Genomic DNA, 26,374 nt, shown 5'->3' with positions numbered 1-26,374 from the left:
TCACCCCGCGGCGGGGCAGGCATGGAATAATAGCCACGTGGCTGAAAAGAAGAAGATTTCCAACGTCCTGTCCTCCCGCTATGCCTCCGCGGAATTGTCCAATATCTGGAGCCCGGAGCATAAAATCATCTTGGAGCGCAAGCTCTGGATCGCGGTCATGCGCGCTCAGAAGGATCTGGGCGTAGACATCCCCGCCAAGGCCATCGAAGCCTACGAGGCCGTGGTAGAGGACGTGAACCTCGAGTCCATCGCGAAGCGCGAGCGCGTCACCCGCCACGATGTGAAGGCCCGCATTGAAGAATTCAATGCGCTGGCCGGCTACGAGCACATTCACAAGGGCATGACCAGCCGCGATCTCACCGAGAACGTGGAGCAGCTGCAGATCCACACCTCGCTGGAGATCATCCGCGATAAGGCCATCGCCGTGGTCTCCCGCATCGGACGGCACGCCGCCGAGTACCAGTCCTTGGTCATGGCGGGCCGCTCCCACAACGTGGCCGCGCAGGCCACCACGCTGGGCAAGCGCTTCGCTACGGCCGGCGATGAGATGCTACTGGCCATCGAGCGCGTTGAAGAACTCTTGGCACGCTACCCACTGCGCGGCATCAAGGGCCCGATGGGCACCTCCCAGGACATGCTCGATCTCATGGGCGGCTCCGAGGACAAGCTCGCCTCCTTGGAGACGGCCATCGCGGATTACCTGGGCTTCCACCGCATCTTCAATTCCGTGGGCCAGGTCTACCCGCGCTCCCTCGACTTCGACGCCATCTCCGCCCTAGTGGAGCTCGGCGCCGCCCCGTCCTCCCTGGCCACCACCATCCGCTTGATGGCCGGCAACGAGACCGTCACCGAAGGCTTCAAGGAGGGCCAAGTTGGCTCCTCTGCCATGCCGCATAAGATGAACGCCCGCTCCTGCGAGCGCGTTGGCGGCCTGCAGGTTATCCTCCGCGGCTACCTCACCATGGCTGCGGACCTCGCTGGCCAGCAGTGGAACGAGGGCGATGTCTTCTGCTCCGTCGTCCGCCGCGTCGCGCTTCCCGATGCCTTCTTTGCCCTCGACGGCCAATTCGAAACCTTCCTCACCGTTCTCGACGAGTTCGGTGCCTTCCCGGCCATGATCGACCGCGAACTGGAGCGCTACCTGCCCTTCCTGGCCACTACCCGCATCCTTATGGCGGCCGTGCGCGCTGGTGTGGGACGCGAGACCGCCCACGAGGTCATCAAGGAAAACGCCGTGGCCGTCGCGCTCAATATGCGCGAAAACGGCGGCGAGCAGGACCTAGTCCAACGCCTCGCCGCCGATGACCGCCTGCCCATGGATGAGTCCGACCTCGAGGCCGCCCTAGCCGATAAGCACGCCTTCATCGGCGCCGCCGAGTCCCAGGTCAGCCAGGTGCTCAACCGCATCAACGCGCTAGTAGGTGAGCACCCCAAGGCTGCGGCCTATACCCCGGGCGAGATCCTTTAAAACGAGCCGCGCAGGGCGTCTTCCTGTCGCGGTGCGCCTTCCTTTTTCGCATTTCGATCAAATAGCCCCCGAATCCCGCGCGGATTTCGGAGCTTATTTGATCGAAACGTGCTCGCTACCCCTGAGCGCTAGAATGAAGGTCATGCGACCTGAGCTTTCTTCTTATACCCATCTTGCCTCCGGCAAGGTCCGCGATATCTACGATGTAGACGAGAACACTCTTCTGATGGTGGTCTCGGACCGCATCTCGGCCTACGACCACGCCCTCGAGCCGGCCATCCCGGACAAGGGCCGCGTGCTGACCGCAACCTCGAAGTTCTTCTTCGACTCCATCGATTTCCCCAACCACCTGGCCGGCCCGCTCGATGATGAGCGCATCCCCGCCGAGTGCCTTGGCCGCGCGATGGTGGTCAAGAAGCTGAAAATGTTGCCCTTCGAGTGCGTGGCCCGCGGCTTCCTCACCGGTTCCGGCCTGAAGGAGTACAAGGCCAACGGCACCGTGTGCGGTATCGAGCTGCCGGAGGGCCTGGCTGAGGCTTCCCGCCTGCCCGAGCCCATCTTCACTCCGGCCACCAAGGCGGAACAAGGCGAGCACGATGAGAACGTCTCCTTCGACTTCGTGGTGGACAAGCTGGGCGCCGAGCGCGCCGAGGAGCTGCGCGCGGCCACCCTCCGCATCTACTCCGAGGCCGCCACGCTCGCGGAGGAGAAGGGCATTATCCTCGCCGATACCAAGTTCGAGTTCGGCCTAGATCAAGACGGCACCCTCGTGCTGGCCGATGAGGTCCTTACCCCAGATTCCTCCCGCTACTGGCCGGCCGATTCTTACGTGGAGGGCGAGGTCCAGCCGTCCTTCGACAAGCAATACGTGCGCAATTGGCTGACTTCTGACGCCTCCGGGTGGGACCAAGCCGCCGACGGCACTCCGCCCCAGCTTCCCGACGACGTCGTTTCCGCCACCCGCCTGCGCTACATCGAGGCCTACGAGCGGCTTTCCGGCGAGCGCTTCGCGGACTTCCTTTCGCCCGAGGCCTAACTCCCCTTAGGCTTCCAGCCCTAGGGCGCCACGCGTACAGTGGGGCGGCATGAGCAACGAGAATCTTTCCGCCCCCGTGGCCGCCGTCCACCCCGTGACCCGTTCCTTCCACGGACGCGAGTTCGTGGATAACTACGAGTGGCTGCGCGATAAGGAATCCCAGGAAACCCTGGATTACCTCAACGCAGAAAATGATTACACCAAGGCGAAGACCGCGCACTTGGATGAGATGACGGAGAATATCTTCCAGGAGATTAAGTCCCGCATCAAGCAAACCGATATGTCCGTGCCTTCTCGCCGCGGCGATTACTGGTACTACGGCCGTACCGAGGAGGGCAAGAGCTACGGATACTCTTGCCGGCTCCCGGTAGAGGAGGGGGCTGACCCATGGACTGCCCCGGTTATCCCAGAGGAAGGCACCCCGGAAGGCGAGGAGATCATCCTCGACGCCAACGCGCTGGCGGAGGGCAAGGACTTCTTTGCCCTCGGCGCCGCCTCCATCTCTGATTCCGGCCGCTACCTGGCCTATTCCGTGGACTTCGCCGGCGACGAGCGCTTTGAGCTCTATATTAAGGACTTGGAAAGCGGCGCGCTTCTCGACGACCACCTCAAGGGCATCTTCTACGGCGCCACCTGGGCCGGCGACGGCTATATCTTTTACACGACCGTCGACGAGGCATGGCGCCCTGACGCCATCTGGCGCCACAAGGTCGGTACCGCGCAGTCCGAAGACGTGCAGGTGTTCAAGGAAGAAGACGAGCACTTCAACGTCGGCATCGGCAGCGCTCGCTCCGATAAATACCTCTTCCTTGGCGTGAGCTCCAAGGTGACTTCTGAGGTGTGGGTCCTCGAAGAAGACAACCCCGAGGGTGAATTCCGCCTGCTGTGGGAGCGCGAATCTGGCGTGGACTACGACGTCGACCACGCCGTCGTTAAGGGCGAGGATTACTGGATCGTCACCCACAACGCCACCGGCCCCAACTTCGAGGTCGGATATACCAAGGCCAAGGATGAGCTGCCCACCCTACGTGACCTGCCGGCGCTCTTGCCGCACGAGGAGACCACCCGCATCGAGGGCGTGGACACCTACCGCGATCAGATTGTGGTGGGCTACCGCCGCGGCGGCATCGGCCGCGCCGCCATCATGCGCGTGAATGACGGCTTTAGCGAATTCGAAGAGCTCAACTTCGACGAAGAACTCTTCACCGTGTCCGTATCCGGAAACCCCGAGTGGGACGCACCGGTGCTGCGCGTGAGCTACGTGTCTTTCACCCAGCCCTCCCAGCTCTTTGATTACCGCGTGGATACCGGCGAATTTACTCTCCTCAAGGAGCAGGAGGTTCCCGGCGGTTATAACCCGGATGACTATGTGGCCTACCGACTGTGGACCACGGCTGCCGACGGCACCGATATCCCCGTATCCATTGTCCACCGCGCCGACCTCGACCGCACTCAGCCGAACCCGACCCTGCTCTATGGTTACGGTTCCTATGAGGTCAGCGTAGATCCGGCATTCTCCGTTACCCGCCTATCCCTCATGGACCGCGGCATGATCTTCGCCGTCGCCCATGTCCGTGGCGGCGGCGAGATGGGCCGCACCTGGTACGACGACGGCAAGATGCTCAAGAAGAAAAACACCTTCACTGATTTCATCGATGTCGCCGATGACCTCATTGCCCGCGGGGTGACCACCGCTGACCAGATGGTGGCCGAGGGCGGTTCGGCCGGTGGCATGCTCATGGGCGCGATTGCCAATATGGCCCCGGATCGCTTCACCGCCATCCAGGCCGTCGTGCCGTTTGTGGACCCGCTGACCTCTATCCTCATGCCGGAGCTTCCCCTTACGGTGCCTGAATGGGAGGAGTGGGGCGACCCGTACCACGATCCAGAGGTTTATGACTACATGAAGTCCTACTCGCCGTACGAAAACATCGAGGCTAAGGACTACCCGGACATCCTGGCCATTACCTCGCTCAATGACACCCGCGTGCTCTATGTTGAGCCGGCCAAGTGGATCGCCCAGCTGCGAACGACGGTCACCGGCGGCGAGTTCTTGCTCAAAACCGAAATGGCCGCAGGCCATGGCGGTGTGTCCGGTCGCTATGAAAAGTGGCGCCAGAATGCCTTCGAGTACGCGTGGACCATCAACAAGGCCACCGGCTTGGAGAAGTAAAACCCGGATAGGGGGCCAACGCGCGAATCCTAAATTCCTGTGCGATAATTTTCCTTATGAATGGCCACCTTCTGGTATCTATCTCCAGCATCTTTGATGACACACGGAAGCAGGCTAGCCGGCTCCTCTCGATCCTTGATCGGGAGGAGATTCCTGTTTCCCTGCTGATTGCCCCGCATATCGACGGCAACTGGCACCTCGCCAAAGACAAAGACACCAAAAAGTGGCTCCAAGACCAAGCCGATGCCGGCCGCGTTCTTATTCTGAACGGTTTCGATCGTTCAGTGCAGGGCCGCCGCGCGGAATTCGCCAACCTCGATTCGCACGAGGCGAAGCTGCGCCTCGCCGGAGCTACCCGCCAGATGGCCAAGATTGGCTTCGAGCCCACCATCTTTGCGCCCCCTCGCTGGCGCATGTCGCCCGGTACCTTGCAGGTCTTGCCGCAGTTCAAGTTTGAGGTAGCCGCCTCCACCCGCGGCATCCTCCAGATTAATTCCGGTAAGTTCCACCAAGCCCGCAACCTTTCTTTCGGTGAAGGCTTTGGTTCCGCCAAGTGGTGGCGCAAGAACATTATTCGCGCTGCTGAGCGCTCCGCTCAGCGTGGCAATACGGTCCGCCTTTCGGTTTCCGGCCGCAACCTGGATGACCGCAAAGTCATCAATGACTTCGTCAAAGCCGCCGACCGGGCCATCAACGCCGGCGCGACCCCAGCCGATTACGGCGCCTATCTTCCAAAATAGACCGCGCATTCCCTCGCTGAACGCTCCACGGAGTGCAGCGGCGGGGGATTTTTGCTGGCTAAGTCAGAATTCACGATTTTCGACCACCTAAACCTCCACTTCCGTCGACGGTGGTGGCGATATATATGGACGAAATCGTTGAAATCACAAAAATTAAGACCCCGCCGCTTGGGATTTATCCAAAAGCGAGCGGGGTTTGCGTTTGTGGGAGGTTAGCGCTGCAGGCTAGTGATGAAGTTCTTCACTTCCTTTGGCAGCATGGCCCAGATGGGGGCCGGGATGGCCTTGTGGAGGTTTCCGGTCACGGCGAGGAAACCAGGGATGGCGACAAGGCCGACGATGGCCGCGATGGCGGCGGCGATGCCTGCGCCGACGGAGCTGGTGCTGGAGCTAGAGCCGGAGGCAGGCTTATTCGGCTTTTTAGAAGGCTTATCGGAGGGCTTATCGGAGGGCTTGTCCTCTGGCTTACCTGGCTCATCGGAAGGCTTGTCTGAAGGGTCATCCGGCTGGCCGGCGGAGTCGTCTGCGCCGAGGGTGAAGCCGACCTTGACTGGGTCGTGGTCAGAGGCGCGGAACGGGGAGTCATCGTAGAAGTCCACGATGTTGTAGTTGCGGCGGGAGTATTCGAAGGCGACGGGTTCGTCGGCGTTGATGTTCCACACTTGGGCGTCGTCAAGCGTGCCGGTGGCAACCTTATTGGCCAGCACGTGGTCGAGGGTGCCAAGCAGGCCGGAGAACTGGTAGGAAGGGTCAGCCTCGTACTTTTCGGCGGGGACGGTGAAGCCGTCGTTACGGAAGACATCGAGCGCGGTCTCGTGGGTGTAGGTATTGAAATCACCCAGGGCGAATAGCGGCTTGTCCTTCCAGTCTTCCTGCTTGTGCAGCGCATCGAGGACGGCCTGGGCCTGTGCGTTGCGGACGTTCGGGTTATTGCCCTGGCCGTCGCCGGAGTCGGCGTCGCCCTTGGCTACGGAGCCCTTGGACTTGAAGTGGTTGGCCACGGCAACGAAGGATTCCTCGCCCTCCTTTAACGGCTGGAACTCCTGGGCGAGTGGCTCGCGGGCGGTGCCGGTGAAGCGATCATCCTGGAAGATGCGGGATTCGCCGACGGGCTTGACCACATCCTTGTGGTAGATAAACGCGGTGCGGATGACATCCGGGGAGTCCGGTACGGCGTCCTCGGAAGGAGAGGGGACGAAGGCCCACTTCTCGGAACCGGCGGCCTCGTTGAGCTTTTCCGTCAGGTGCTTGAGGGCCTTATCGCGCTGGGTAAAGTCACCGGTGACGGCGTAGCCATCTTCGATTTCGGAAAGGCCGATGACGTCGGCATCGAGGCCGTTGATGGCCGCGACAATCTTGCGCTCCTGGTCTTCTAGTGCTGATTGGGTATAGGCGCCGCGGGTCTTACCGCGATTGACGGTGACCTTATTGCCCTCGCGATCGGTGTAGGCGCTGCCGCCGAATTCCTCGCCCAGGGAGGTGAAGTAGTTCAGCACATTGAAGGCGCCGATGGTGTATTCGCCCTTGACGTTATCGATGGCGTGCAGCTCGGCCTCGCGGGAGTTTTCCCAAGAGATGGGCAGGTCTGCGCCCTTGGTGTTGCCGGTGACCGGGGTGGTGGGCTGGAAGCGCCACTGGTCGTGGGAGAAGCCCACGATGACCGGGTGCTGGAAGGTCACGGTATCGGTGGTGCGCAGGGACTTGATGGTCTGGGCATCATCCTGGGCGATGTACGGCAGCGGGGTATTCTGGTCGGTCTTGAGATAGTCGCGGGTGCGGCCATCGTCCAGGGTGACCAGCTTATCGGCGTTGTCCTTGGTCAGCTTCTGGATATCGGAGTTGGGATCTGTGGAGGGGGAGAAGATATCGGAAGGCTGGCGCAGGGCTTCCTTGCCCGGGGCGAGGCCGACCTCGCCGTACTGGTTGAGCGAGTAGTTATTGGTCACGGTGTGCTCGGCTGGCTGGATGAGCATGTGCTCGAAGGGCTCGCGGGCTTCGGTGCCATCGGGAAGTTGGTCTACCTTGAGCGGGGTGACCTTCTCCAGCGGGGTATCGAGCTGCGTGACCGCGGAGGCGGTGAGCTGGGTGGAGCCATAGAATTCGGAGACCTTGCCGGTTACCTCGACGGAATCCTCAAGGGCAGGGTACTGATCGGCTGGTTTGTTACCCATGTAGACGAAGATGGCCTGGGAAGCATCGGTGGCCTCGGTGCCGGTGCCACCAGTCTGGATGGTGAAGCCATTGAGTCCGCCTTCGGACCACACGCCGGTGACGACGCCCTCGGTGGCCACGGTCTGGTCCTTGAGCGGGGATTCGGCGCCGGTGCCCTGGATATCTGCGATGGCGGTTATTCCCTCGGGAGCAGGTTGCTCGGGCTCGGCCGGATTCTCAGGCTGCGGGGCGGGGGCCTCGTTACCGGAATTGGTCGGGGTAGGGGTGCCGGTGGTGAAGTCGGCGGCGTTGTCATCGGTATCGGTGCCATCGGCGTCGCGGGAGGCGGACTTGGCATTGGACAGGCCCGCGGCGGCGGTGCCTTCCTTGATGGAAGCAGCGCCGTAGCCGATGGCGTCGATGGGGGTACCGGTGGCGTCGGCAAGCTGCACGGAGCCCTTAGAACCGGACATATTGAGGCTGCCCTCGGCATCTGGGGCAGGCAGGGCCTCGCCCGCGCCATTGCCGGCCGCGCCCTGCACCAGGAAGTAGCCGTGCGGGGCGATGGTGCCGGAAAGCTCCACCTTGCCGCCGGTATTGCCGGAGGCGGAGAAGTACTCCACGGTGTATCCGGTCAGGTCAATTGGAGCATCGGTGGGGTTATAGAGCTCGATGAAGTCATGGGTGAAGGCAGCGCCTTTATTGCCGCCTCCCCCGTAGACCTCGGAGATGACGGCAGCGGAGCCATCGGTTGCGGCCGTGGCGGTAGGAACGGCAAGGGCGGCAGAAGACAAGGCGGTGGCAAGTGCCAGCGCGCCGAGGCGGTGAGAAGACCTAGATTCAACCTTAAAAAGAGAGCGACAGTGTGCGTCGCCTATTAGTAGAGCGCCGCGCCGGGCCAGGCTGGAGGGCACGCCGAAGTTTGCCAGAGCGTCGTTTGGGGTTCACGTAGAGTTTGCCCAACCGGGGTGAAACCCACACTGCGGGGGTGAGTCTAGGTAAAAGGCGGGGGTGCCAACTAAACTAAGTCGCGCAGACCAAAGCCCCATACAGTAAGGCAAATATTTCATGGCTCGTGTAGTTGTCAATGTCATGCCCAAGGCGGAGATTCTGGATCCGCAGGGCCAAGCCGTCGTCCGCGCGCTGGGTCGCATCGGGGTATCCGGTGTCAGCGATGTGCGCCAGGGAAAGCGCTTCGAGCTCGAGGTCGATGACTCCGTCACCGCAGAGGACCTAGATAAGGTGGCCGCCACGCTGCTGGCCAATACCGTCATCGAGGACTACGAGGTTGTTGGGCTGGAGGTCAAGTAAGTGACCGCCACAATCGGAGTAATCACTTTCCCCGGAACCCTGGATGATGTGGATGCCGCTCGCGCTGCCCGCACCGCCGGCGCAGAGGTGAAAAGCCTCTGGCACGCAGATACCGATCTGTACGGCGTGGATGCGGTAGTAGTGCCGGGCGGTTTTTCTTATGGTGACTACCTGCGCTCGGGCGCGATTTCCGCGCTCGCGCCGGTGATGCAGTCCGTTATCGATCGTGCGAAGCAGGGCATGCCGGTGCTCGGCATCTGCAATGGCTTCCAGATCCTTACCGAGGCGGGCCTGCTGCCAGGCGCGCTGACCCGCAATAAGGGCCTGCACTTCCACTGCACCGATACCTACCTCGAGGTGGCCAATTCCACCACCGCCTGGACCAGCGAGTTTGAGCAGGGCCAGAAGATCCTGGTGCCGGCCAAGCACGGCGAGGGCCGCTTCCAGGCCGGCGATGATGACATCGCCCGCATCGAGGGCGAGGGCCGCGTGGTCTTCCGCTATACCGATAATTACAACGGTTCCGTCAACGGCATTGCCGGCGTCAGCGATGAGTCCGGCCGCATCGTCGGCCTTATGCCGCACCCCGAGCACGCCATTGACACGCTAACCGGCCCATCCACCGACGGACTGGGACTTTTCGTATCCGCCATCAAGGCCGTCGCACAGGCGCCGGCGGTTTAAGGAGGCCATTTTCATGACCGTTCATAATGACACCGTAGAAAAGGCGCAGTCCACCCCAGACGAGCAGCAGCCCTACGCGGAACTCGGCCTGAAGGATGACGAGTACCAGCGCATCCACGATATCCTGGGCCGTCGCCCCACCGATGCGGAGCTGACCATGTACTCCGTCATGTGGTCCGAGCACTGCTCCTATAAGTCTTCCAAGACGCACCTGCGTTACTTTGGTGAGACCATGACCGAGGAGATGGGGGAGAAGATCCTCGCCGGCATCGGTGAGAACGCCGGCGTGGTGGATATCGGAGACGGCAACGCGGTGACCTTCCGCGTAGAGTCCCACAACCATCCCTCCTACGTGGAGCCTTACCAGGGTGCGGCCACCGGCGTGGGCGGCATCGTCCGCGACATTATGGCCATGGGTGCTCGCCCGATTGCCGTGATGGACCAGCTGCGCTTTGGGCCTGCCGACGCCCCCGATACCAAGCGCGTCCTTCCCGGCGTGGTCTCCGGCGTGGGTGGCTACGGCAACTCCCTGGGCCTGCCCAATATTGGCGGCGAAACCGTCTTTGATGAGACCTATGCCGGTAACCCGCTGGTCAACGCCCTGTGCGTGGGCACCCTCAAGGTCGATGACCTGAAGCTGGCCTTCGCTTCCGGCAAGGGTAATAAAGTCATGCTCTTTGGCTCCCGCACCGGCCTGGATGGCATCGGCGGCGTGTCCGTGCTGGCCTCCGATACCTTCGAGGACGGCGCCGAGCGCAAGCTGCCGGCCGTGCAGGTGGGCGACCCCTTCGCAGAGAAGGTCCTCATCGAGTGCTGCCTGGACCTCTACCACGCCGGCGTGGTCGTAGGCATTCAGGACTTGGGCGGCGCGGGTCTGGCCTGCGCCACCTCGGAGCTGGCGGCCTCCGGCGATGGCGGCATGGAGGTCAACCTCGATAATGTACCGCTGCGCGCGCAGAATATGACCGCGGCCGAGATCCTCGCCTCCGAGTCCCAGGAGCGCATGTGCGCCGTTGTGGCTCCGGAGAACGTGGCGAAGTTCCGCGAAATCTGCGAGCACTGGGACGTCACCTGTGCTGAGATTGGCGAGGTCACCGAGGGCAACCACCTGGTCATCCGCCACCAGGGCGAGGTCGTCGTGGATGCCCCGGCCGGCACCATTGCGGATGAGGCTCCGGAGTATGACCGCCCGTATGCCCGCCCGGAGTGGCAGGATGAGCTGCAGAAGTACCAGGGCACCGACAAGCGCGGTCTGGTTGAGTCCCTGCAGAAGCTCGTGTCCTCCCCAGCGCTGTGCTCGCGCGATTTCATCATGAACCAGTATGACCGCTACGTGCGCGGCAATACCGTCCAGTCCCACCATGCGGATGCCGGCGTGCTGCGCATCGATGAGGAGACCGGCCGTGGCGTGGCCGTGTCCGCCGATGCGTCCGGCCGCTACACCAAGCTGGATCCGAACATGGGCGCCCGCCTCGCGCTGGCGGAGGCCTACCGCAACGTGGCCGTCACCGGCGCCAAGCCTGTCGCGATTACCAACTGCCTGAACTACGGCTCCCCGGAAAACCCCGACGTGATGTGGCAGTTCCGCGAGTCTGTGCATGGGCTTGCCGACGCCGCCGTGGAGCTTGCCATCCCCGTCTCCGGCGGCAACGTCTCCTTCTACAACCAGACCGGCGAGGAGCCGATCCTGCCTACCCCGGTGGTGGGCGTGCTGGGCGTTATTGATGACGTGCACAAGGCCATCGGCAATGAGCTGGGCACCGTGGGCGAGAAGGAAGTTCTCATCGCCCTAGGCGAGACCAAGGACGAATTCGGCGGCTCCATCTGGCAGCAGGTGAGCGCCGATACCTCCGAGGCTTCCTCCCTCAACGGTCTGCCGCCGCAGGTAGACATGGCCAACGAGAAGCGCCTGGCTGAGTTCTTCCACGGCAATGAGCTGCTCACCGCGGCGCACGATATCTCTGAGGGCGGCCTTGCCGTCACCGCCTTTGAGATGGCTAAGCGCGCCGGTGCGACTGCCGACGGCGCCGGCCTTGGTCTCAACCTGGACCTCACCGCGGTCCACGAGGACGAGTTCGTCGCCGCCTTCTCCGAGTCCGCCTCCCGCGTGCTCGTGGCCACCACCGCCGACCGCGCCGATCAGGTCCTCGCCCGCGCCGGCGAGCTGGGCATCCCAGCCGCCATCGTTGGCGAGACCACCGAAACCGGCGCCCTTACCCTCGGCGGCGAGTCCGTCGCCATCTCCCAGCTGGTCTCCGCCTGGTCCGCCACCCTGCCGGACCTTTTCGACCACGCTGTGGGCGCTAACTCTGTAGTGGAGTAGACCGCTTCGCAGTCCCGCTGCGTTACGACGCTGACACAAGAAAAGCCCAGCTTCGGCTGGGCTTTTCTTATGGCTAGGCCTCTTACCTGAAAGAGAACGAGATGCTTTTCCAGTAGGTGTCCCTTGAAGGCCTCTGCCTGTGCCCGTACACTTACGGTATCGTAAGTTATCCGTTGTGAGGCAGCAGAAGGGACGTACCGCCGTGGCACAGATCCATGCGGATAGTGCGCCGGGGCCGGGCCTTGTCCAGCGCACTTATTGGATGGCTGATCGAGGGCCAAGGCCGCTAAGCCGTGGCTGGGGACATGCGATTGCAGCATTGCTGTCGGTGATTTCCTCCACCGTGCTCATTACCTATGCATGGATGACATTGCACTGGTGGCAGGGGCTTGGTGTAACTGTTTACGGCGTGGGGCTGGTGGGGCTTTTTGGCGTCTCGGCGCTGTATCACCGCTACCCGTGGGCCAGTGCGCGTGCGGTGCAGTGGTGGCGGCGAGCGGACCACGCGACCATCTCGGTATTTATTGCCGCGACATATACGCCGCTATGCCTTATCGTGTTATCGCCGGTACAGGCGGCATGGATGCTAGGCGTTGCGTGGGCAGGAGCGATTCTCGGTGTGATTTTGAACCTAGTGTGGATCAACCACCCGCGCTGGTTGGACGTGGTGGTCTACCTAGCACTGGGGTGGCTGGTGCTGCCGCTTCTGCCCACGCTGTGGACGCAGGCGGGGGCCGCTGTGGTCTGGCTGCTCTTTGCCGGCGGTGTGGTGTACTCGCTAGGCGCGCTGGTCTATGGCTTTAAGTGGCCGGGGCGCAACGCGCGTTACTACGGCTACCACGAGCACTTCCATACCGCGACCATCGCGGCTGCGGTGGTACACCTCGTGGCGGTGTGGATGGTCGTCGTCTAGGGATAGGGCGACTATTAGCACGTCTATCTCCTCCACCCAGGAATTGCCGGACTGCCTGTAAACTCCTTTTTAGGTGGAAAGGGGGTACACATACTGACGCCGCTACGGTGGGTATTCACCTAGAAGTCATGAGACTCGAAAACTCAGCGTGCTTTTGCCCAGCCGATCACGGCTGCGCCGATAGTAGCCCACATGACGTGGACAAGAAGCAGCACTAGAAGGGCGACGCTGATGGTACCCATCCAGCCCATTCCCAACGTCAGTGCTGCAGGTTGGGTGGACAAAGTATGAGTGCCAAGACAGCAGGTACCTACGGGAAATGTGCTAGCCCACCACGTGGGGTTATAAGACATGGGGGTGCTTCCTAGGGCCGCTCCCCAGTGCTTGCTGATGGCGTAAATGGCCAGCGGGATGCCAAGTCCGAGCATCGCTACACCGTAGACCATTGCGCGGAAGTGCCATTGTTCACCTGCAAGCAATTGTGCTCCCGCGGTAGATTGGCCTACCAGCCCGAGCGGGATCCAAGCAGTAGCAGCGAAGCTGGTAGGAACTTTCGGAATGGTACGCAGGTAAACGAAGGCGAATGTAGGCACTCCTGTAAGCCATGCCAATGCAAAACTGATTACGCCGATGCTGTGGACTATCGATCCCCACTCGCCGGCATGCGGTGCCAACTGAGCTGAGGAGGTAGCCGCAACCATGGGGGCGACCAGTGGTAGTCCCCAGGTGAAAGCGGGGGCTGACGGGCGATCGCAGATGAGAAACATGAGAAAACGGATGCACGTCACCGCGCCGAGAACCGTTCCTATTGCCCAGCACAAGGTATGAACCGACCAGGAATCATAAATGAGGGAGTAGGCGCTACCCAAAGAAAGTATGCCTATAGATACCATGCCCCAAGCGGGCATATCGGCGGCGCGAAATCCCGGATTGTGGTGCTTTAGAAACCCAAATACGAGCGATATAGCAAGAATTGTTGCAGCCCCAAGCATGGCTTTCGAGGGGGCCGAGCCTAATAGGGGAGTTACGTGTACGTCGATAAGAGTAGAAGAGATTCCGAGGCCCATAACGGCCCCGGCCCAGCCTGGGCCGAGCGGGGGAAGGTCTATCTCGTTCTGAATTTTTAACATGCGCTTGAGGCTATGCTTTACGGCAGAATTGCGGGAGGGCGTTCATTCTGGACGGGGTTACAATGAAAATATGTACCCCTCGCGAATCGGTAGTAGTGATGACTTTTTACCAGTTCGGCGCGGATTTGTTCCCGATGCCCAGACAGTCGACGCCGTACTTGCTGTGGCACGGTATGGGGGTATGAATCAGGCCGCCATACACCTGAATGTCTCCCAACAGTCGGTGAGTAATCGCATTGCCAATTTTGAAAGGCATCTAAATCAACGCATTTTTTGGCGTGGAGCTGCGGGTAGTTTTACTACGGAAGTCGGCTCCCAGGTTGTCCGGGTACTCGAGGTGCTAGAGGGGGCCTTGAACGACTGCGCGCGGGGTCTTGAGAGAGCCATCGGTGAAGACGTCACCGAGGAAATTAAATTGGTGGTCTCGCATACAGTCGCCGAGGTAGATTACCCGCGCTGGGCTGCGGCGTTTCAACGTGCTCACCCGAAAACTTTTCTGCGTATGCGCCAGCTCAATAGCCGGGAGGCCCAGCGCCATGTCGTACAGGGATTGGCGGATTTAGCCATTGTGGAAGGTAACTGGGTATCCCATGAACTGCACCAGCGCGTAGCCGGACACGACGAACTCGTTGTTGTCGTCCCTGCAGGGCATTATTGGGCTCGCGCGGATAGCCGAAGTGGATCTGGGGCTCCTACAGTATCCGAACCATTGAAGGGGGTGGCTGCGGTATCTAAAGAGGAGCTGCAGACTACTCCTTTGGTTCTGCGTGAGCAGGGAAGCGGCACGCGGGAGGTAGTAGAGGACATTCTGGGGTCACTCGCTCCTCCTGCAGGAGAATTTGGATCTCTGGGGGCGCAACGCGCTGCTATAGGCGCTTTAGGCGCTCCAGGGGTTATAGCAAGGCGAGCAGTGGAGTCGCAGTTGTCTACCGGCGAGTATGTAGAGGTCCCGGTAGCTGGGATCAAGTTTGACCGGCCCCTACGTGTGGTGTGGAGCTCGCAGAACCGACTCCCAGAGCCGGCTCACCGGTTTCTTCGCTTCCTGGCGGACTATGCGCACGGGGACGAGGTCGAAACTAAGCGTGGCTGATGAAAACTCGTTCATTAATGTTGTGTCTCCACCAGCCGGTGCTCCAAGGCGAGTGTTTATTCAGCGTGGGCGAAGAGATCTTCAGCATCGGTGCCGGTCGTAATCGCAGCGGCTAGCAGCATGCGTGCTTGGGGAGCGCGTAGGGTGCCGGAGGAGATAACGCCGGCGTCGGCAAGCGTGGCACCGCCACCGGCACCGCCGTAGATTCCCTCCACTGGTCCGTGATCCACGCGGGTGGTAAGCACGACCGGAACCTTCTTGGCCGCGGCCTTGGCGACTTGGGCTAGCTCGTCGCCGATATTGCCGGCGCCCATTCCCTCAATCACGATGCCTTCGGCGCCGCTGTCCAAGGAGCGCTGGATAAGGTCGGCCGGCGCGCCGGGGTAGGCGGCGATGATATCGACGCGGGTATTGCCCAGCGGTTGATGCTTTAAGGCCTTCGGGCGCTGAGGCTGCTTCTTGCCATTGTTATTGGCAAAGCCATCGGCTTTGGTGGTGTCGGACTTAAAAGCGCCGCGGGCAGGGATAACGTGATCCGCAAAGACAATGAAGGTACCGCGGCCCTTGTTGGAAGGGTCGGTTACGGTCTTGACCGCAAGCGCCAAGTTCTCCGGACCATCCGGATCCGGGTCATCAAAGGGGCGCATCGCTCCGGTAAGGGCCACCGGCTTATCGCTGTCCTGGAAGGTATCGACGGCGATGGCGGTCTCTTCCATGGAATCGGTGCCGTGGGTGACCACTACGCCATCGACATCATCGCGCTGTAGTTCCTTATTTACGGCCTCGATGATGGTGTCGGTATCGTCCAAGGTCATCGCGGAAGAATCCAGCTTGGCAATGTCTTTGACCTCTAACGTGAGCTTGTCCTTGTCAAAGGTGCCGGAAAGAGGCTCCACCAACTTGGAACCGGTAACGGTGGGAACCACCGCACCTGTCTTATCGTGCGTGCTGGCAATGGTGCCGCCGGTAGAAAGGACCACCACGTGGCCCTCGGCGGTGGCGCGTGGACCCTCGTGTTCCGCTGCAGAGGTTTCGGTAGTTTCTTCCGTGGTTGCAGATGTGGAACTGGTGGCGCTCTGCGGCGCGGAAGACTCGGGTGTGGCGGCCGAAGTCTCCTCTTCCGGGCGGTTATCCGGATTCTGGCAGGACGCCAAGAGGAATGCGGAAGTTACTAAGGCAAGGCCGGCACGGGCCGAGCGACGCATTGTTGGGGTGTGCATAATCCCTCGTTTCTGTGTGTGGGAGGCGAAAGCGAGCGGCGGGAATCGTCGGCCGCATATACGTCCATCTAACGCAGAAAGGCGGGGAGCCCGCTGCCACTATGGACTTGCTAACACCGAAACGAGGGGAGAGCAGCTAGTCGATGTGCTGGTTCGACGGCGCCACCACCAAAGGCTTTGGCGAGTACTTCGCACGCAGCTCTCGCAGGAGGGTTGCGTGCTCGGCCAGGCGCTTGTCTTCCTCGGTGTGCGGGTGGAAGGGCCGGGCCACCTGCGGCTGGCCATCGTGATCGAGGGCGATATAGGCCACGGTGGCGTGAATGGCGGTTTGTAAGTGTTCGCGGCCGCCGCGGGGGTTGCCGGAGCGGACGTGGATGGACATCTGCATGGAGCGGGTATCGGTGCGCATCATGCGGGCGTCGACCTCGATGAGGTCACCGATGGAAATCGGGCGGTAGAAGCGGATGCCGCCGGCGTACACCGCAACGGTGCGCTCCGCGGACCACTCCATGGTGCAAGCTGCGCCGGCCTCATCGATCCACTGCATGGCCGTGCCGCCGTGGACCTTGCCGCCCCAGTTGACGTCAGTGGGCTTGGCCAGGAAGCGGTTGACCATGCGCGGGGCGTCGGAAGGCCCGTTGTAGGTTTGCTTTTCCATCTCTTCCTCGATGGCCTTGCGCAGCTCGATGCGGGACTTGGCGGCCTCTTCCACGCGGCACTGCTCATCGGTCTCGGGGCCAAAGGCCGGCACCGGGGTGGACTTACCGGTGGCCGGGTCCTTGGCTACGAAGATGACCAGGCAATCGCAGGCGCGGGTAAAAATGCCTTCGCGCGGGTCGGCAGAGAGCACCTCGTTGACGATGTGCATGGAGGACCGCCCGGTCATAGCGATGCGCGAGCGGACCTCCACGATGTGCCCGGAAGGGATCGGCCGGGTGAAGTGGATATGGCCCACGTATGCGGTCACGCAGTATTGGCCGGACCACTGCACGGCGCAGGCATAGGCGGCCTTATCAATCCATTCCAAGACGCGTCCGCCGCTGATGCCGGGGGCGCCGGCCATGGTGACGTCGGTTGGCGATGCCATAAAGCGCAGCGTCAGCGCCGGCGATTTCTGATTTTCCGCAACGGAAGGCGTAGGTGACATAAACAACAAGATAACAGTAGCTATGATGTAGCTATGAAAAAGCCCGTCGATCCCGCAGCCACCCGCGCGGCCGTTATGGCCATTAAAGACTGGATTGCCGCCCCGGCGGAGCACGATAAGCCTGGTAGGGCCCTGCTTGCCGACGCCGTCCGTCGCACCGCCCGCACCCTCGAGGCCGACGCGCCGGGCCATTCCGTGGAGCTGCGCGTACCCCCATTTGTTGCGGTGCAATGCATTGAAGGGCCCCGCCATACTCGCGGCACCCCACCCAATGTGGTGGAGACCGACCCGGAAACCTGGCTGCGCCTCGCCACCGGATTGGCGGACTGGGAGGAGGCCGTAAGCACTGGTCGCGTCGATGCTTCCGGCTCCCGCGCGGGCGAAATTGCGCAGTGGTTGCCGCTTATCCCGTTAGTTTCCGGCGGCGTGACAGGCTAATATAAACGCCGTGGTAGAAGTACATACTCCTAGTATCACCAATCTTGACGATCAGAATGAGCAGGAGCCCCGCGAAGAGTGCGGCGTCTATGGCGTGTGGGCTCCCGGGGAGGAAGTCTCCAAGCTGACCTACTTTGGTCTCTTCGCCCTGCAGCACCGTGGCCAGGAGGCTGCCGGCATTGCGGTGGGCGATGATGACCGCATCGTCGTCTTCAAGGACATGGGCCTCGTAGCCAATATCTTTGATGAGTCCACACTGTCTGCCCTCCAAGGAAACGTTGCGGTGGGCCACACGCGCTATTCCACCGCCGGCGGCAAGGAATGGTCCAATGTCCAGCCGATGTTTTCTACCTCCTCCACCGGGGTAGACATCGCCCTTGGGCACAACGGCAACCTGGTCAATTACTTAGAGCTGCGCGAGGAGGCCGTGCAGCGCGGCCTGATTAAGCCCAACGAGGAATCAGTGTCCGATTCCATGTGCTTGTCCATGCTGCTTGCCGACGGCGTGGATGAAGACACCTCCGTCTTCGACTCCGCCCGTGACCTGCTCCCGCGCGTGAAGGGCGCATTCTGCCTGACCTTTACCGATGGTCACACCATGTACGCCGCGCGCGACCCGCACGGCGTGCGCCCGCTGGTCCTCGGCCGCTTGGCCAAGGGCTGGGTGGTGGCCTCCGAGACCTGTGCGCTGGATATCTGCGGCGCTCAGTTCATCCGCGAGATTGAGCCCGGTGAGCTCGTCGCCATCGACGAGGCTGGCATCCGTTCCGTGAACTTCGCGCCGGCCAAGCGCCACGGCTGTGTCTTCGAATACGTCTACTTGGCCCGCCCGGATAGCGATATCAAGGGCCGCTCCGTCAACGCCTCCCGTGTGGACATTGGCCGCCGCCTAGCCCGCGAATACCCGGCCGAGGGCGCGGACCTGGTCATCCCGGTTCCCGAATCCGGCAACCCGGCCGCCGTGGGCTATGCCCGCGAATCCGGCATCACCTTCGCCCACGGCTTGGTCAAAAACGCTTATGTGGGACGCACCTTTATCCAGCCCACCCAGACCCTGCGCCAGCTGGGCATCCGCTTGAAGCTCAACCCGCTGCGCGAGGTCATCAACGGCAAGAAGCTCGTCGTGGTGGATGATTCCATCGTCCGCGGCAATACCCAGCGCGCACTCATCCGCATGCTGCGCGAGGCCGGCGCCGCCGAGGTGCACGTGCGCATCGCCTCCCCGCCAGTGAAGTGGCCATGTTTCTACGGCATCGACTTCGCCTCCCCGGGGGAGCTGATCGCCAACGCCAGCCCCTCCGATGATCCGGAAACCGTCTGCGCCACTATCTGTGACACCATCGGCGCCGATTCCTTGGGCTTTGTCTCCATTGAGGAGATGGTGGCCGCCACCGAACAGCCGCGTTCCGAGCTGTGTACCGCCTGCTTCTCGGGTGAGTACCCACTTGGCCTGCCCGCCGGAAACTCCAATGCAGACGCCGTGCGCACCCTGCTCGGCACCGAATAACAAAGGACACCTGAAACCATGAGTGACAATACTTACGCAGCAGCCGGCGTCAGCATCGAAGAGGGTGACCGCGCCGTAGAACTTTTCGCCCCGCACGCTAAGCGCGCCACCCGCCCTGAGGTTCTGGGCGGTCTTGGCGGCTTTGCTGGCCTGTTCAAGCTCGGCGATTACAAGGAGCCCATCCTCGCCGCCGGTTCCGACGGCGTCGGCACCAAGCTGGCCGTGGCCCAGGCCATGGACAAGCACGACACCATCGGTATCGACCTCGTTGCGATGTGTGTGGACGATCTCGTTGTCTGCGGCGCGGAGCCGCTTTTCCTGCAGGACTATATTGCCGTGGGCAAGGTCGTGCCGGAAAAGGTGGCCGAGGTAGTCAAAGGCATCGCCGAGGGCTGTGTACAGGCCGGTGCCGCGCTGCTGGGTGGTGAGACCGCCGAGCACCCCGGCATGATGGAAGCAAACGAATACGATGTCTCCGCCACTGCGGTAGGCGTCGTTGAGGCCGATGGCGTACTTGGCCCAGACAAGGTCCGTGATGGTGACGTGCTCATCGCCATGGGCTCTTCCGGCCTACACTCCAATGGTTACTCCCTGGCCCGCCACGTCCTGCTGGAGCAGGCTGGCATGCCTCTCGACGGCCACGTGGAAGAGCTCGGTCGTCCCCTCGGCGAGGAGCTGCTGGAGCCCACCCGCATTTACGCCAAGGACTGCCTGGCTTTGGCCAGCGAATGCTCCGTATCCACCTTCTGCCACGTTACCGGTGGTGGACTGGCAGGCAACCTCGAGCGCGTCATTCCAGAGGGGCTCGCAGCCGATATCAACCGCGCCACCTGGACCCCAGGCCAGGTCTTCAAGCTCATCTCCTCGGTGGGCAAGGTGGATCTGGCGGAAATGGAGAAGACCTTCAACATGGGCGTCGGCATGATTGCCGTAGTCAATCCCGAAGACCGTGACCGTGCCCTGGCAATGCTTACCGCACGCCACATCGATGCGTGGGAGCTGGGCACCGTCCGCAACGCTTCCGGCGAGGAACCGCGCGTGGTCATGCACGGCGAGCACCCAAACTTCTAGCAGGGCCCTGCCCCTGCCAGGGGAGGGTATGAGGAAGGGCCCTAGGAGATTTCCTAGGGCCCTTGAGCTATCCGGCGGCGAGCGGAAGATTAGCGTTCGTCGCGGTCGGCATCATCCCATTCGTCGACGTAGTCGGCGTATGGGTCATCCTCTTCGTAATCGTGGGAGTCACCCTCTTGCTGTGCGGCGAGTTCCCGTTGTAGGGACTCGATATCCATTTCGGGTGAGTTGTACTTGAGCCGGCGTGCAACTTTGGTCTGCTTTGCCTTGGCGCGTCCGCGTCCCATGTGCATGACCCCCTTGGGTTAGTAGGGCGCGCCAGGGATTCTTGGGCGCCCCATCGACTTGTCTATTGAGTATCTTCCTGTAAGACACAATAGCTTGTGTGACGAAAAAATTCCGCACCGCCCCCTCTCTAGTGGGAGATTTAGCGCCCGCGCAGCCGGTTTACCGCTTCGCGCCCAGCCTTGGGGCCCTCATCCTCGGGGATGGAGGAGGGATCGATCGACGCTGCGGTATCGCCCACCTCTAGGGCGCCGGCGTCCAGCGCAGAGCGTTTGACCAGCCCCAAGGCGATGGGGCCGAAATCGCAGTCATCCACAATCGTGCCGATGCGGCCTACCTTACGTCCATTGAAAGTAATGTTATCGCCCACATTTGGCCGCTGTGGCGCGGAGCCGTCGAGGTGCAGCTGCACCAATAGGCGAGGGGAGCGGCCCAGATTTTCTACGCGCGCCACCGTTTCCTGGCCGCGGTAGCAGCCTTTATTGAGGTGGACGTGGGCCGGATTAGCGGCGCTGCGGCTGATCCACTGCGGCACCTCGTGGGGGATAGATTTATTATCCAGATCCGCTGCCAGCTCCGGCTCGCGGGCACGCACGCGCTCGGCGGTAAACGCCATGAGCCCCGCTAGCCGAGCACCGGATTCCTCAAGGTATTTCGTTGCCTCGACCAATGATTCGCGGGGAATGCCAAGGTCAACGCGCTTAATTCCTGGCCACTGGACCTGGCGGGAAAACTCCGCCATGGGCGGAAGTGAAACATCGGCCTCACCCAGGAGGGTAAGGGTGGCGATATCGGCTTCCTCTACGGTGACCTCGGACCAAAAGACCATCATGGTGAGGAACTTAAAGAGGGAGTCGAATTGCGCCCCGGGGACGTCAATAAGAAAGGCATCGTCGGTCCGCACGATATCCATGTGGTGGAGGATGTGGCCTTGGATGTCCAGGTCGAGGGCGCCGGCGGTGAAACCCACGGGGGCGTCGTCAAGCTTCTGTGAAAGCAGATTATTCAGAAACTCGGCGGCGTCCTTGCCGCTCACGCGAATGACGCGGCGCTGGGAGCGGTCAATGACGATGGTGCCGCCATCGGCGGCCCGTTGCTCGCCCAGCGGATTGCCATAGTGCCAGGCCACGCCCTGGGCATCGAGTACGGTCGCGTCCTGGTGCTCCGCGGCACCGGCGCGCTGCAGAAGAGGCGAAGAATAACTCACAACTACCGATGGTAGGGCATAATCAAAAGTATGAAGTTTTCGCCGCGAAAAGAGCCGGTCATCTACGTTGTGGAGCCCTTTGGAGGGTCGGTACGCAGGCACATGCCCGCGCTGCCTCTCGTCTACGCGGACGATGCCGCGGTCACCCGCGGCGATGGCATCTTTGAATCCCTGCTCGTGCGCGGAGGCAAAGCCGCTAACCTGCAGCGCCATGCGCAGCGCTTCTGCGATTCCGCCCGCACGATGAACCTGCCGGAGCCGCCCATGGACAAATGGGAAGAAGCCACCCGGCTCGCCATCGCGGACTTCTGCGGGGACGAGCAAGGCGATGCTAAATGCTCGTGGACCTATACCCGCGGGCGCGCCTCCACGGGGCGGCCGAGCGCGTGGGTTGTTGTGCAGCCGATTGAGGACAAGGTGCTAGAGCAGCGCGCCCACGGCGTCGCCGTCATGACAAGCCCCCGCCTGTGGCACGTGGCGGAGGAATTGCCCGCCAAGACGCTCAATTACGCGGCCACCATGGCGATGCTGCGCATGGCGCGGGAGAAGGGCTTTGAGGATCTCATCCTCACCGACCCGGACACCGGAGAAATTCTCGAGGGGGCGACCTCAACTGTGGTGGCCGTCAAAGGCGAGAAACTGCGCACTGCGGCCGGCCGCGGCATCCTGCCTGGCACCACGCAAGCGGCGCTCTTCGCGCACGCGAAAGAGAAAGGCTATCGCTGCAAGGCCAAGCCGCTGACCGTGGAGTACTTAGAAAAGGCGGATTCGGTGTGGCTAGTGTCCTCCGTGCGCGTTGCGGCGCGTGTCACCCGGTTGAATGACAAAAAATTAAAGGCCCCGGATAACGTGGACGTCATCCGAGACCTTATTGATGCCGCGCTAGGGTCCTAGCCAGCGATGCGGGTGAGCTCCGCAGACATGTAGGGGCGCATTTCGCCATCAACCATGCGCTCGTCTACCCAGCCCAGGTTGTTATTGGGCATCAGGCCGTACATGCGCTTGCCTGGGCCTAGGTTCTTCGGGCCGGTTTCCGTGACCATGGTGGAGGCGGATTCCAGCTGCCATGCGCGGTCATTGAAGGGTTCGCCGTAGAAGATTTCCACGATGCCGGTAGAAGAGGTGTAGGTGACCTCGATTTCATCCTTTTCCGAGATACGCCAGAAGCCGGTCTCGCGCACAGACGGGCCTTCCGGCTTGCCTTCGGTATCGATCTTCCAGGTGCGGGAGCTAAACGTCAGGTAATTTTCGCCATCATGGGCGATGACCAGTTGCTGGCCAAAGGTGTACTCCTGGCCCTTCGTATCGTGGGCCTGGCCCTCGCCCTGCCAGACGCCAACAAGGGGGAGTAGCCCCAGCAGGCCGTCGTGCAGCGAGGGGCCCTGGCGCAGGTTCGCGGTATCGTCCGGTACTGGGGTATCGCCCAGCTCGAGAGCGGGGATATTGCGGCTAGCGGCGTCCTTCCACTGCTCGGCAGCCTGGTTCACGGCATCGTTGCCATTGAGTTTTCCAGGATCATTCTCAGGGTGGGAAGCCGCGGTGGTTTCGATGTTTTCAGGGGTGGTTTCATTATTATTTTCGCTCATGGGCGTCCAGCCTAGTCGTGCACCCGCCTTTTTAACTACTAGACTTGGGCCTCGTGCACGCATTGATGATCTCGAATCCAAACTCGACCTCACAAACCAACGCCCTCTTCCGCCAAATCGTTCCCTGCCTACAAGCGGTAGAGGGCCTGCACCTCAAAGTGAAATTTACGCATTACCCTGGCCACGCCGAAGAGATGGTCAGGGGAATGACGAGGGATGACTATGACGTCATCATTGCCGTGGGCGGGGACGGAACCGTCAACGAGGTAGTCAACGGGCTTCTCGGACCGGCTGATGAGCAGCGACCCGATCCTCAGTCCATCCCGGCGCTGGCCGTAATTCCTACCGGTTCCGCCAATGTCTTTGTGCGCGCCCTAGGGTTCCCCAACACCCCAGTGGAGGCCACCCATGTGCTGGCGCGCATGCTCGACCGGGATCTGCGCCGCACCATCTACCTAGGAACGTGGAACGAGCGGTGGTTTGCCGTCAACGCCGGCTTCGGTTTGGACGCGGATGTCTTGGCGCGCGTGGATCGCGCTCGCGAGCAGGGATTTTCGGCCACCCCGCTGCGCTACCTCAACGTCGCCATTCGGGCCTGGAGTCGTGCGCGGAAGAACCCACCGCATATTGCGGTGACAGCCGAGTCCAGTGATGGCGAGCGGCTGCACAAGAATGATGTGCCGCTGATGTTTACCTCAAATACCAACCCGTGGACATTCCTGGGCCCGCTGCCGGTAGTGACTAACCCGCGCAATTCCTTTGATGAGGGCCTTGCTCTCTTTGGGCTGGAGGAGTTTAGCGGGCTCGGCGGCGTCGTTGGCCTGCTGCACCTCTTCGGTGCCGATAAGCGCGGATGGCTCAATAGGCTCACCAAAGAAAAGACGGTGGCCTTCGACGACGCCATGCGGGTTGAGCTAGTCTGCCGCGAACCGCAGCGCTTCCAAGCCGATGGAGAATCGGAGGGGCGCTTTGACGCGGTTACCTTGGCCTCCGTGAAGGATGCCATCGAGGTATTCGCCCCGCAGGATAGGCGAGAGGCCCATCAGCGCACGATGAAGGAAGTTTTCCGGGACTTTATTCGCCTGCGCTAGTCTGCGGCGCGGGGCCGACTCGGTGCTTGGTATCAGCGGCCTTCTTTTCCGCCTCTTCCACGGCCTTTTGCTCCGATCCTTCAATCTCCAGCGGGGAGAGCTGGGCCAGCTGCACCTTAATATTACGGCGCTGTACCTCGAAGGAAATGGTGCCGCCCTGCATCTTTACTGCGGTCGCTTGGGCCGGAAGCGGCAACTGGCGGGTATCGAAGTTGAGGGAAAAGGCCTTTTGCAGGCGCTCATCGTTCGTGCCATAGACCTGCATGCGAAACTCCGGCCCAACCAGGCGGAGGGTGACCTTGGCGGTGGACTTGTGGGCGTCGCCAGGCAGGGTGCCCGTTAGCTCTGCTTCTGCAGAGGTGCCACCGGAGGGGGAAATATCGTCCGGGTTGGCGATGGAGAGATCGGTAATCCCCAATAGGCGGCCCAGCGCCACACCATCCAAGGAAATGCCGCGCGAGTAGGTGGAGACGGGCGCGCCCTCGATATCTCCATTCACTACCTGCTCTGGGGTGACGGTGATATCGCGTAGCACGGTTGAAGCATTGACCATGCCTAGCTTGGGCACCTCCACATCTAGCGCCTTGACCTCGAGATAAGGGATTTCCTTCGAAGCCGCCGCCCACACGTAGGGGGTGCCGCCGATGAAAACATCCGGCGTATTATCCAGCCGCGAATTGGCTTTCACGGCTTGCGCCACCTTGTGTTCCGTGTGCATAGCCACGCAGGCATCCGCCACCCAGGCCGCAATGAGCACGCACACCACGAGGAGGACGTGCACGATGCGCCGGTCAATCTTAAGAACACTCACCCTTTCATTCTTACCCTACGTATTCTGGGGCCTATGACTAGCAATGCCTTTAAGATTACGGAAGAAAACCTACCGGACGCACCGGAGCTGGCTCGCCGCGTAGGGGCGTTGGCTGAGCAGGCCGAACGTGCCGATGGAATGGCGCCGCTGTCGGAGCAATTCCTCAACGGTCTTAGCGATTCCCGCTTGGAGCACCGCCACCTGGTGGCCTGGGTAGGGGAGGAGCCGTGCGGCGTAGCCGGTCTGGAGGGGTCCACTGCCGAGCTATTCATTGCCCCCGACTTCCGCAGTCAGGGCTTTGGTGCCGCGCTTTACGACGCCGCCGCTAAGACCCCCAACCTCCACGCCTGGGCCCACGGGAACCTACCGGCGGCACAGACGCTGGCGCACTCCCGCGACCTGCAGGTCACCCGCAAGCTGGTGGTCATGGGTATCGGGGGAGAAGAGCTTGCAGTGGCCGCCCGTCCCGAATGCGTGCCACTGACCACCCTGAATTACACCGAGGCGGTGGATAAGTGGGGCAAGGACTTTGTGGAAAAGCAGTGGCTCAAAGTCAATAACGAGGCCTTTTCTTGGCATCCCGAACAAGGTGGCTGGGATATTGATCGCCTGCACCGCGGCATGGAGGCGGACTGGTTCGACCCCGCAGACCTGCTTTTCCTGTGGGATACGGCAGATGAGCCGGCACTGGCCGGCTTCCACTGGACCAAGTGGCATGCGGAGGAAACTCCGGGCTTCGGTGAGGTCTACGTGGTGGGCTTGGCGGAAGATTACCGCGGCAAGAAGTTGGGTGGTCCGCTGCTGCAAATCGGCCTGCGCCGCATGGTGGAAAAGGGAGCTCAGCGGGTAATTCTTTATGTAGAAGCGGATAATGATCCGGCGCTGAAGGCGTACGAGCGCCTAGGTTTTGAGGTTGATGAAGAACACGTCGTATGGGGCGTGTGTGACTAACGTCATGGGGTGCGCCACGTTTGTTCACCCAGTGTTTACCT

General features: G+C 61.7%; 23 protein-coding genes. 15 read left to right on the top strand and 8 right to left on the bottom strand.

Features of this window, described 5'->3' with window-relative positions:
* The first annotated feature begins 37 nt into the window (after nt 1–37).
* The 4 genes from purB (at nt 38) to QP971_RS10155 (ending at nt 5,417) form a co-directional block, all read left to right on the top strand.
* Nucleotides 38–1,468: an adenylosuccinate lyase gene (gene purB, locus QP971_RS10170; protein ID WP_198492039.1), complete on the top strand. Its 1,431-nt coding sequence runs from the start codon at nt 38–40 to the stop codon at nt 1,466–1,468.
* Between the two features lie 142 nt (nt 1,469–1,610).
* Complete coding sequence (locus QP971_RS10165; RefSeq protein ID WP_284811651.1) at nt 1,611–2,504, top strand: phosphoribosylaminoimidazolesuccinocarboxamide synthase; 894 nt, start codon at nt 1,611–1,613, stop codon at nt 2,502–2,504.
* Between the two features lie 49 nt (nt 2,505–2,553).
* Nucleotides 2,554–4,677 carry a S9 family peptidase gene (locus QP971_RS10160; RefSeq protein WP_284791260.1) on the top strand — a complete coding sequence of 708 codons (2,124 nt, stop codon included), beginning with the start codon at nt 2,554–2,556 and terminating at the stop codon, nt 4,675–4,677.
* A 56-nt stretch (nt 4,678–4,733) separates the two neighbouring features.
* Nucleotides 4,734–5,417, top strand: coding sequence for a DUF2334 domain-containing protein (locus tag QP971_RS10155; RefSeq protein WP_005325788.1), 684 nt, complete (start codon nt 4,734–4,736; stop codon nt 5,415–5,417).
* 212 nt (nt 5,418–5,629) lie between these two features.
* Here the strand turns inward: QP971_RS10155 and QP971_RS10150 are convergent, their stop codons facing one another.
* Entirely contained in the window at nt 5,630–8,362 is a 2,733-nt protein-coding gene (locus tag QP971_RS10150) for an ExeM/NucH family extracellular endonuclease (RefSeq protein WP_284811653.1), read from the bottom strand.
* Nucleotides 8,363–8,636: 274 nt separating this feature from the next.
* On the opposite strand from QP971_RS10150, the gene purS reads away from it, so the two are divergent.
* The 4 genes from purS to trhA all read left to right on the top strand — a co-directional run bounded on the left by purS (nt 8,637) and on the right by trhA (nt 12,799).
* Nucleotides 8,637–8,879 (top strand): phosphoribosylformylglycinamidine synthase subunit PurS, encoded by a 243-nt coding sequence (purS, locus tag QP971_RS10145; protein WP_023019878.1) that lies wholly within the window; start codon nt 8,637–8,639, stop codon nt 8,877–8,879.
* A complete protein-coding gene (purQ, locus tag QP971_RS10140) occupies nt 8,880–9,563 on the top strand; it encodes a phosphoribosylformylglycinamidine synthase subunit PurQ (protein ID WP_284811656.1) in 684 nt (227 codons plus the stop codon). It begins immediately after the preceding gene.
* A 13-nt stretch (nt 9,564–9,576) separates the two neighbouring features.
* Nucleotides 9,577–11,886 carry a phosphoribosylformylglycinamidine synthase subunit PurL gene (gene purL / locus QP971_RS10135; RefSeq protein ID WP_269953850.1) on the top strand — a complete coding sequence of 770 codons (2,310 nt, stop codon included), beginning with the start codon at nt 9,577–9,579 and terminating at the stop codon, nt 11,884–11,886.
* A 262-nt stretch (nt 11,887–12,148) separates the two neighbouring features.
* Nucleotides 12,149–12,799 (top strand): PAQR family membrane homeostasis protein TrhA, encoded by a 651-nt coding sequence (gene trhA, locus QP971_RS10130; RefSeq protein ID WP_239273395.1) that lies wholly within the window; start codon nt 12,149–12,151, stop codon nt 12,797–12,799.
* Nucleotides 12,800–12,942: 143 nt separating this feature from the next.
* On the opposite strand, the gene QP971_RS10125 is transcribed toward trhA, so the two are convergent.
* Nucleotides 12,943–13,929, bottom strand: coding sequence for an SLAC1 family transporter (locus QP971_RS10125; protein ID WP_284811658.1), 987 nt, complete (start codon nt 13,927–13,929; stop codon nt 12,943–12,945).
* Here QP971_RS10125 and QP971_RS10120 point away from each other — a divergent pair.
* Nucleotides 13,928–15,019 (top strand): LysR family transcriptional regulator, encoded by a 1,092-nt coding sequence (locus QP971_RS10120; protein WP_349018300.1) that lies wholly within the window; start codon nt 13,928–13,930, stop codon nt 15,017–15,019. The two genes, QP971_RS10125 and QP971_RS10120, sit on opposite strands and share 2 nt — an antisense overlap.
* 56 nt (nt 15,020–15,075) lie before the next feature.
* Here QP971_RS10120 and QP971_RS10115 read toward each other — a convergent pair whose 3' ends face one another.
* Entirely contained in the window at nt 15,076–16,239 is a 1,164-nt protein-coding gene (locus QP971_RS10115; protein WP_284787389.1) for an asparaginase, read from the bottom strand.
* 136 nt (nt 16,240–16,375) lie between these two features.
* Nucleotides 16,376–17,386 carry an acyl-CoA thioesterase gene (locus QP971_RS10110; RefSeq protein WP_284811660.1) on the bottom strand — a complete coding sequence of 337 codons (1,011 nt, stop codon included), beginning with the start codon at nt 17,384–17,386 and terminating at the stop codon, nt 16,376–16,378.
* A gap of 33 nt (nt 17,387–17,419) precedes the next feature.
* Between QP971_RS10110 and QP971_RS10105 the strand changes: the two genes are divergently transcribed.
* The 3 genes from QP971_RS10105 to purM are packed head-to-tail and all read left to right on the top strand — an operon-like array spanning nt 17,420 to nt 20,402.
* Nucleotides 17,420–17,824 (top strand): sterol carrier family protein, encoded by a 405-nt coding sequence (locus QP971_RS10105; protein WP_284811662.1) that lies wholly within the window; start codon nt 17,420–17,422, stop codon nt 17,822–17,824.
* Nucleotides 17,825–17,834: 10 nt separating this feature from the next.
* The gene (gene purF / locus QP971_RS10100; protein ID WP_284787393.1) at nt 17,835–19,331 is read left to right on the top strand and encodes an amidophosphoribosyltransferase; all 1,497 of its coding nucleotides are present in this window, start codon (nt 17,835–17,837) and stop codon (nt 19,329–19,331) included.
* A gap of 18 nt (nt 19,332–19,349) precedes the next feature.
* The gene (gene purM / locus QP971_RS10095; RefSeq protein ID WP_239273298.1) at nt 19,350–20,402 is read left to right on the top strand and encodes a phosphoribosylformylglycinamidine cyclo-ligase; all 1,053 of its coding nucleotides are present in this window, start codon (nt 19,350–19,352) and stop codon (nt 20,400–20,402) included.
* 89 nt (nt 20,403–20,491) lie between these two features.
* On the opposite strand, the gene QP971_RS10090 is transcribed toward purM, so the two are convergent.
* Together QP971_RS10090 and ygfZ are read right to left on the bottom strand one after the other, a co-directional pair.
* Nucleotides 20,492–20,689, bottom strand: a complete 198-nt coding sequence (locus tag QP971_RS10090; RefSeq protein WP_239273297.1) for a DUF3073 domain-containing protein — start codon at nt 20,687–20,689, stop codon at nt 20,492–20,494.
* A 140-nt stretch (nt 20,690–20,829) separates the two neighbouring features.
* The gene (gene ygfZ / locus QP971_RS10085; RefSeq protein ID WP_284811663.1) at nt 20,830–21,894 is read right to left on the bottom strand and encodes a CAF17-like 4Fe-4S cluster assembly/insertion protein YgfZ; all 1,065 of its coding nucleotides are present in this window, start codon (nt 21,892–21,894) and stop codon (nt 20,830–20,832) included.
* 30 nt (nt 21,895–21,924) lie between these two features.
* On the opposite strand from ygfZ, the gene QP971_RS10080 reads away from it, so the two are divergent.
* Nucleotides 21,925–22,788 (top strand): aminodeoxychorismate lyase, encoded by an 864-nt coding sequence (locus QP971_RS10080; RefSeq protein WP_284811667.1) that lies wholly within the window; start codon nt 21,925–21,927, stop codon nt 22,786–22,788.
* On the opposite strand, the gene QP971_RS10075 is transcribed toward QP971_RS10080, so the two are convergent.
* A complete protein-coding gene (locus QP971_RS10075; protein ID WP_005325810.1) occupies nt 22,785–23,480 on the bottom strand; it encodes a heme-binding beta-barrel domain-containing protein in 696 nt (231 codons plus the stop codon). The two genes, QP971_RS10080 and QP971_RS10075, sit on opposite strands and share 4 nt — an antisense overlap.
* A 53-nt stretch (nt 23,481–23,533) precedes the next feature.
* Here QP971_RS10075 and QP971_RS10070 point away from each other — a divergent pair, with 53 nt between their 5' ends.
* Nucleotides 23,534–24,571 (top strand): diacylglycerol/lipid kinase family protein, encoded by a 1,038-nt coding sequence (locus QP971_RS10070; protein ID WP_284821777.1) that lies wholly within the window; start codon nt 23,534–23,536, stop codon nt 24,569–24,571.
* Here QP971_RS10070 and QP971_RS10065 read toward each other — a convergent pair.
* Nucleotides 24,555–25,382 carry an LmeA family phospholipid-binding protein gene (locus tag QP971_RS10065; RefSeq protein WP_284811669.1) on the bottom strand — a complete coding sequence of 276 codons (828 nt, stop codon included), beginning with the start codon at nt 25,380–25,382 and terminating at the stop codon, nt 24,555–24,557. The genes QP971_RS10070 and QP971_RS10065 overlap by 17 nt on opposite strands.
* 33 nt (nt 25,383–25,415) lie before the next feature.
* Between QP971_RS10065 and mshD the strand changes: the two genes are divergently transcribed.
* Nucleotides 25,416–26,333, top strand: coding sequence for a mycothiol synthase (mshD, locus tag QP971_RS10060; protein WP_284811671.1), 918 nt, complete (start codon nt 25,416–25,418; stop codon nt 26,331–26,333).
* The last annotated feature ends 41 nt before the right edge of the window (nt 26,334–26,374 follow it).

Origin of the sequence: Corynebacterium marquesiae (assembly GCF_030229635.1) — a bacterium.
GTDB classification, from domain to species: Bacteria; Actinomycetota; Actinomycetes; order Mycobacteriales; family Mycobacteriaceae; genus Corynebacterium; species Corynebacterium marquesiae.
Note: the sequence above shows the minus strand (reverse complement) of the source record. Positions and strands in the feature narration are given on the sequence as shown.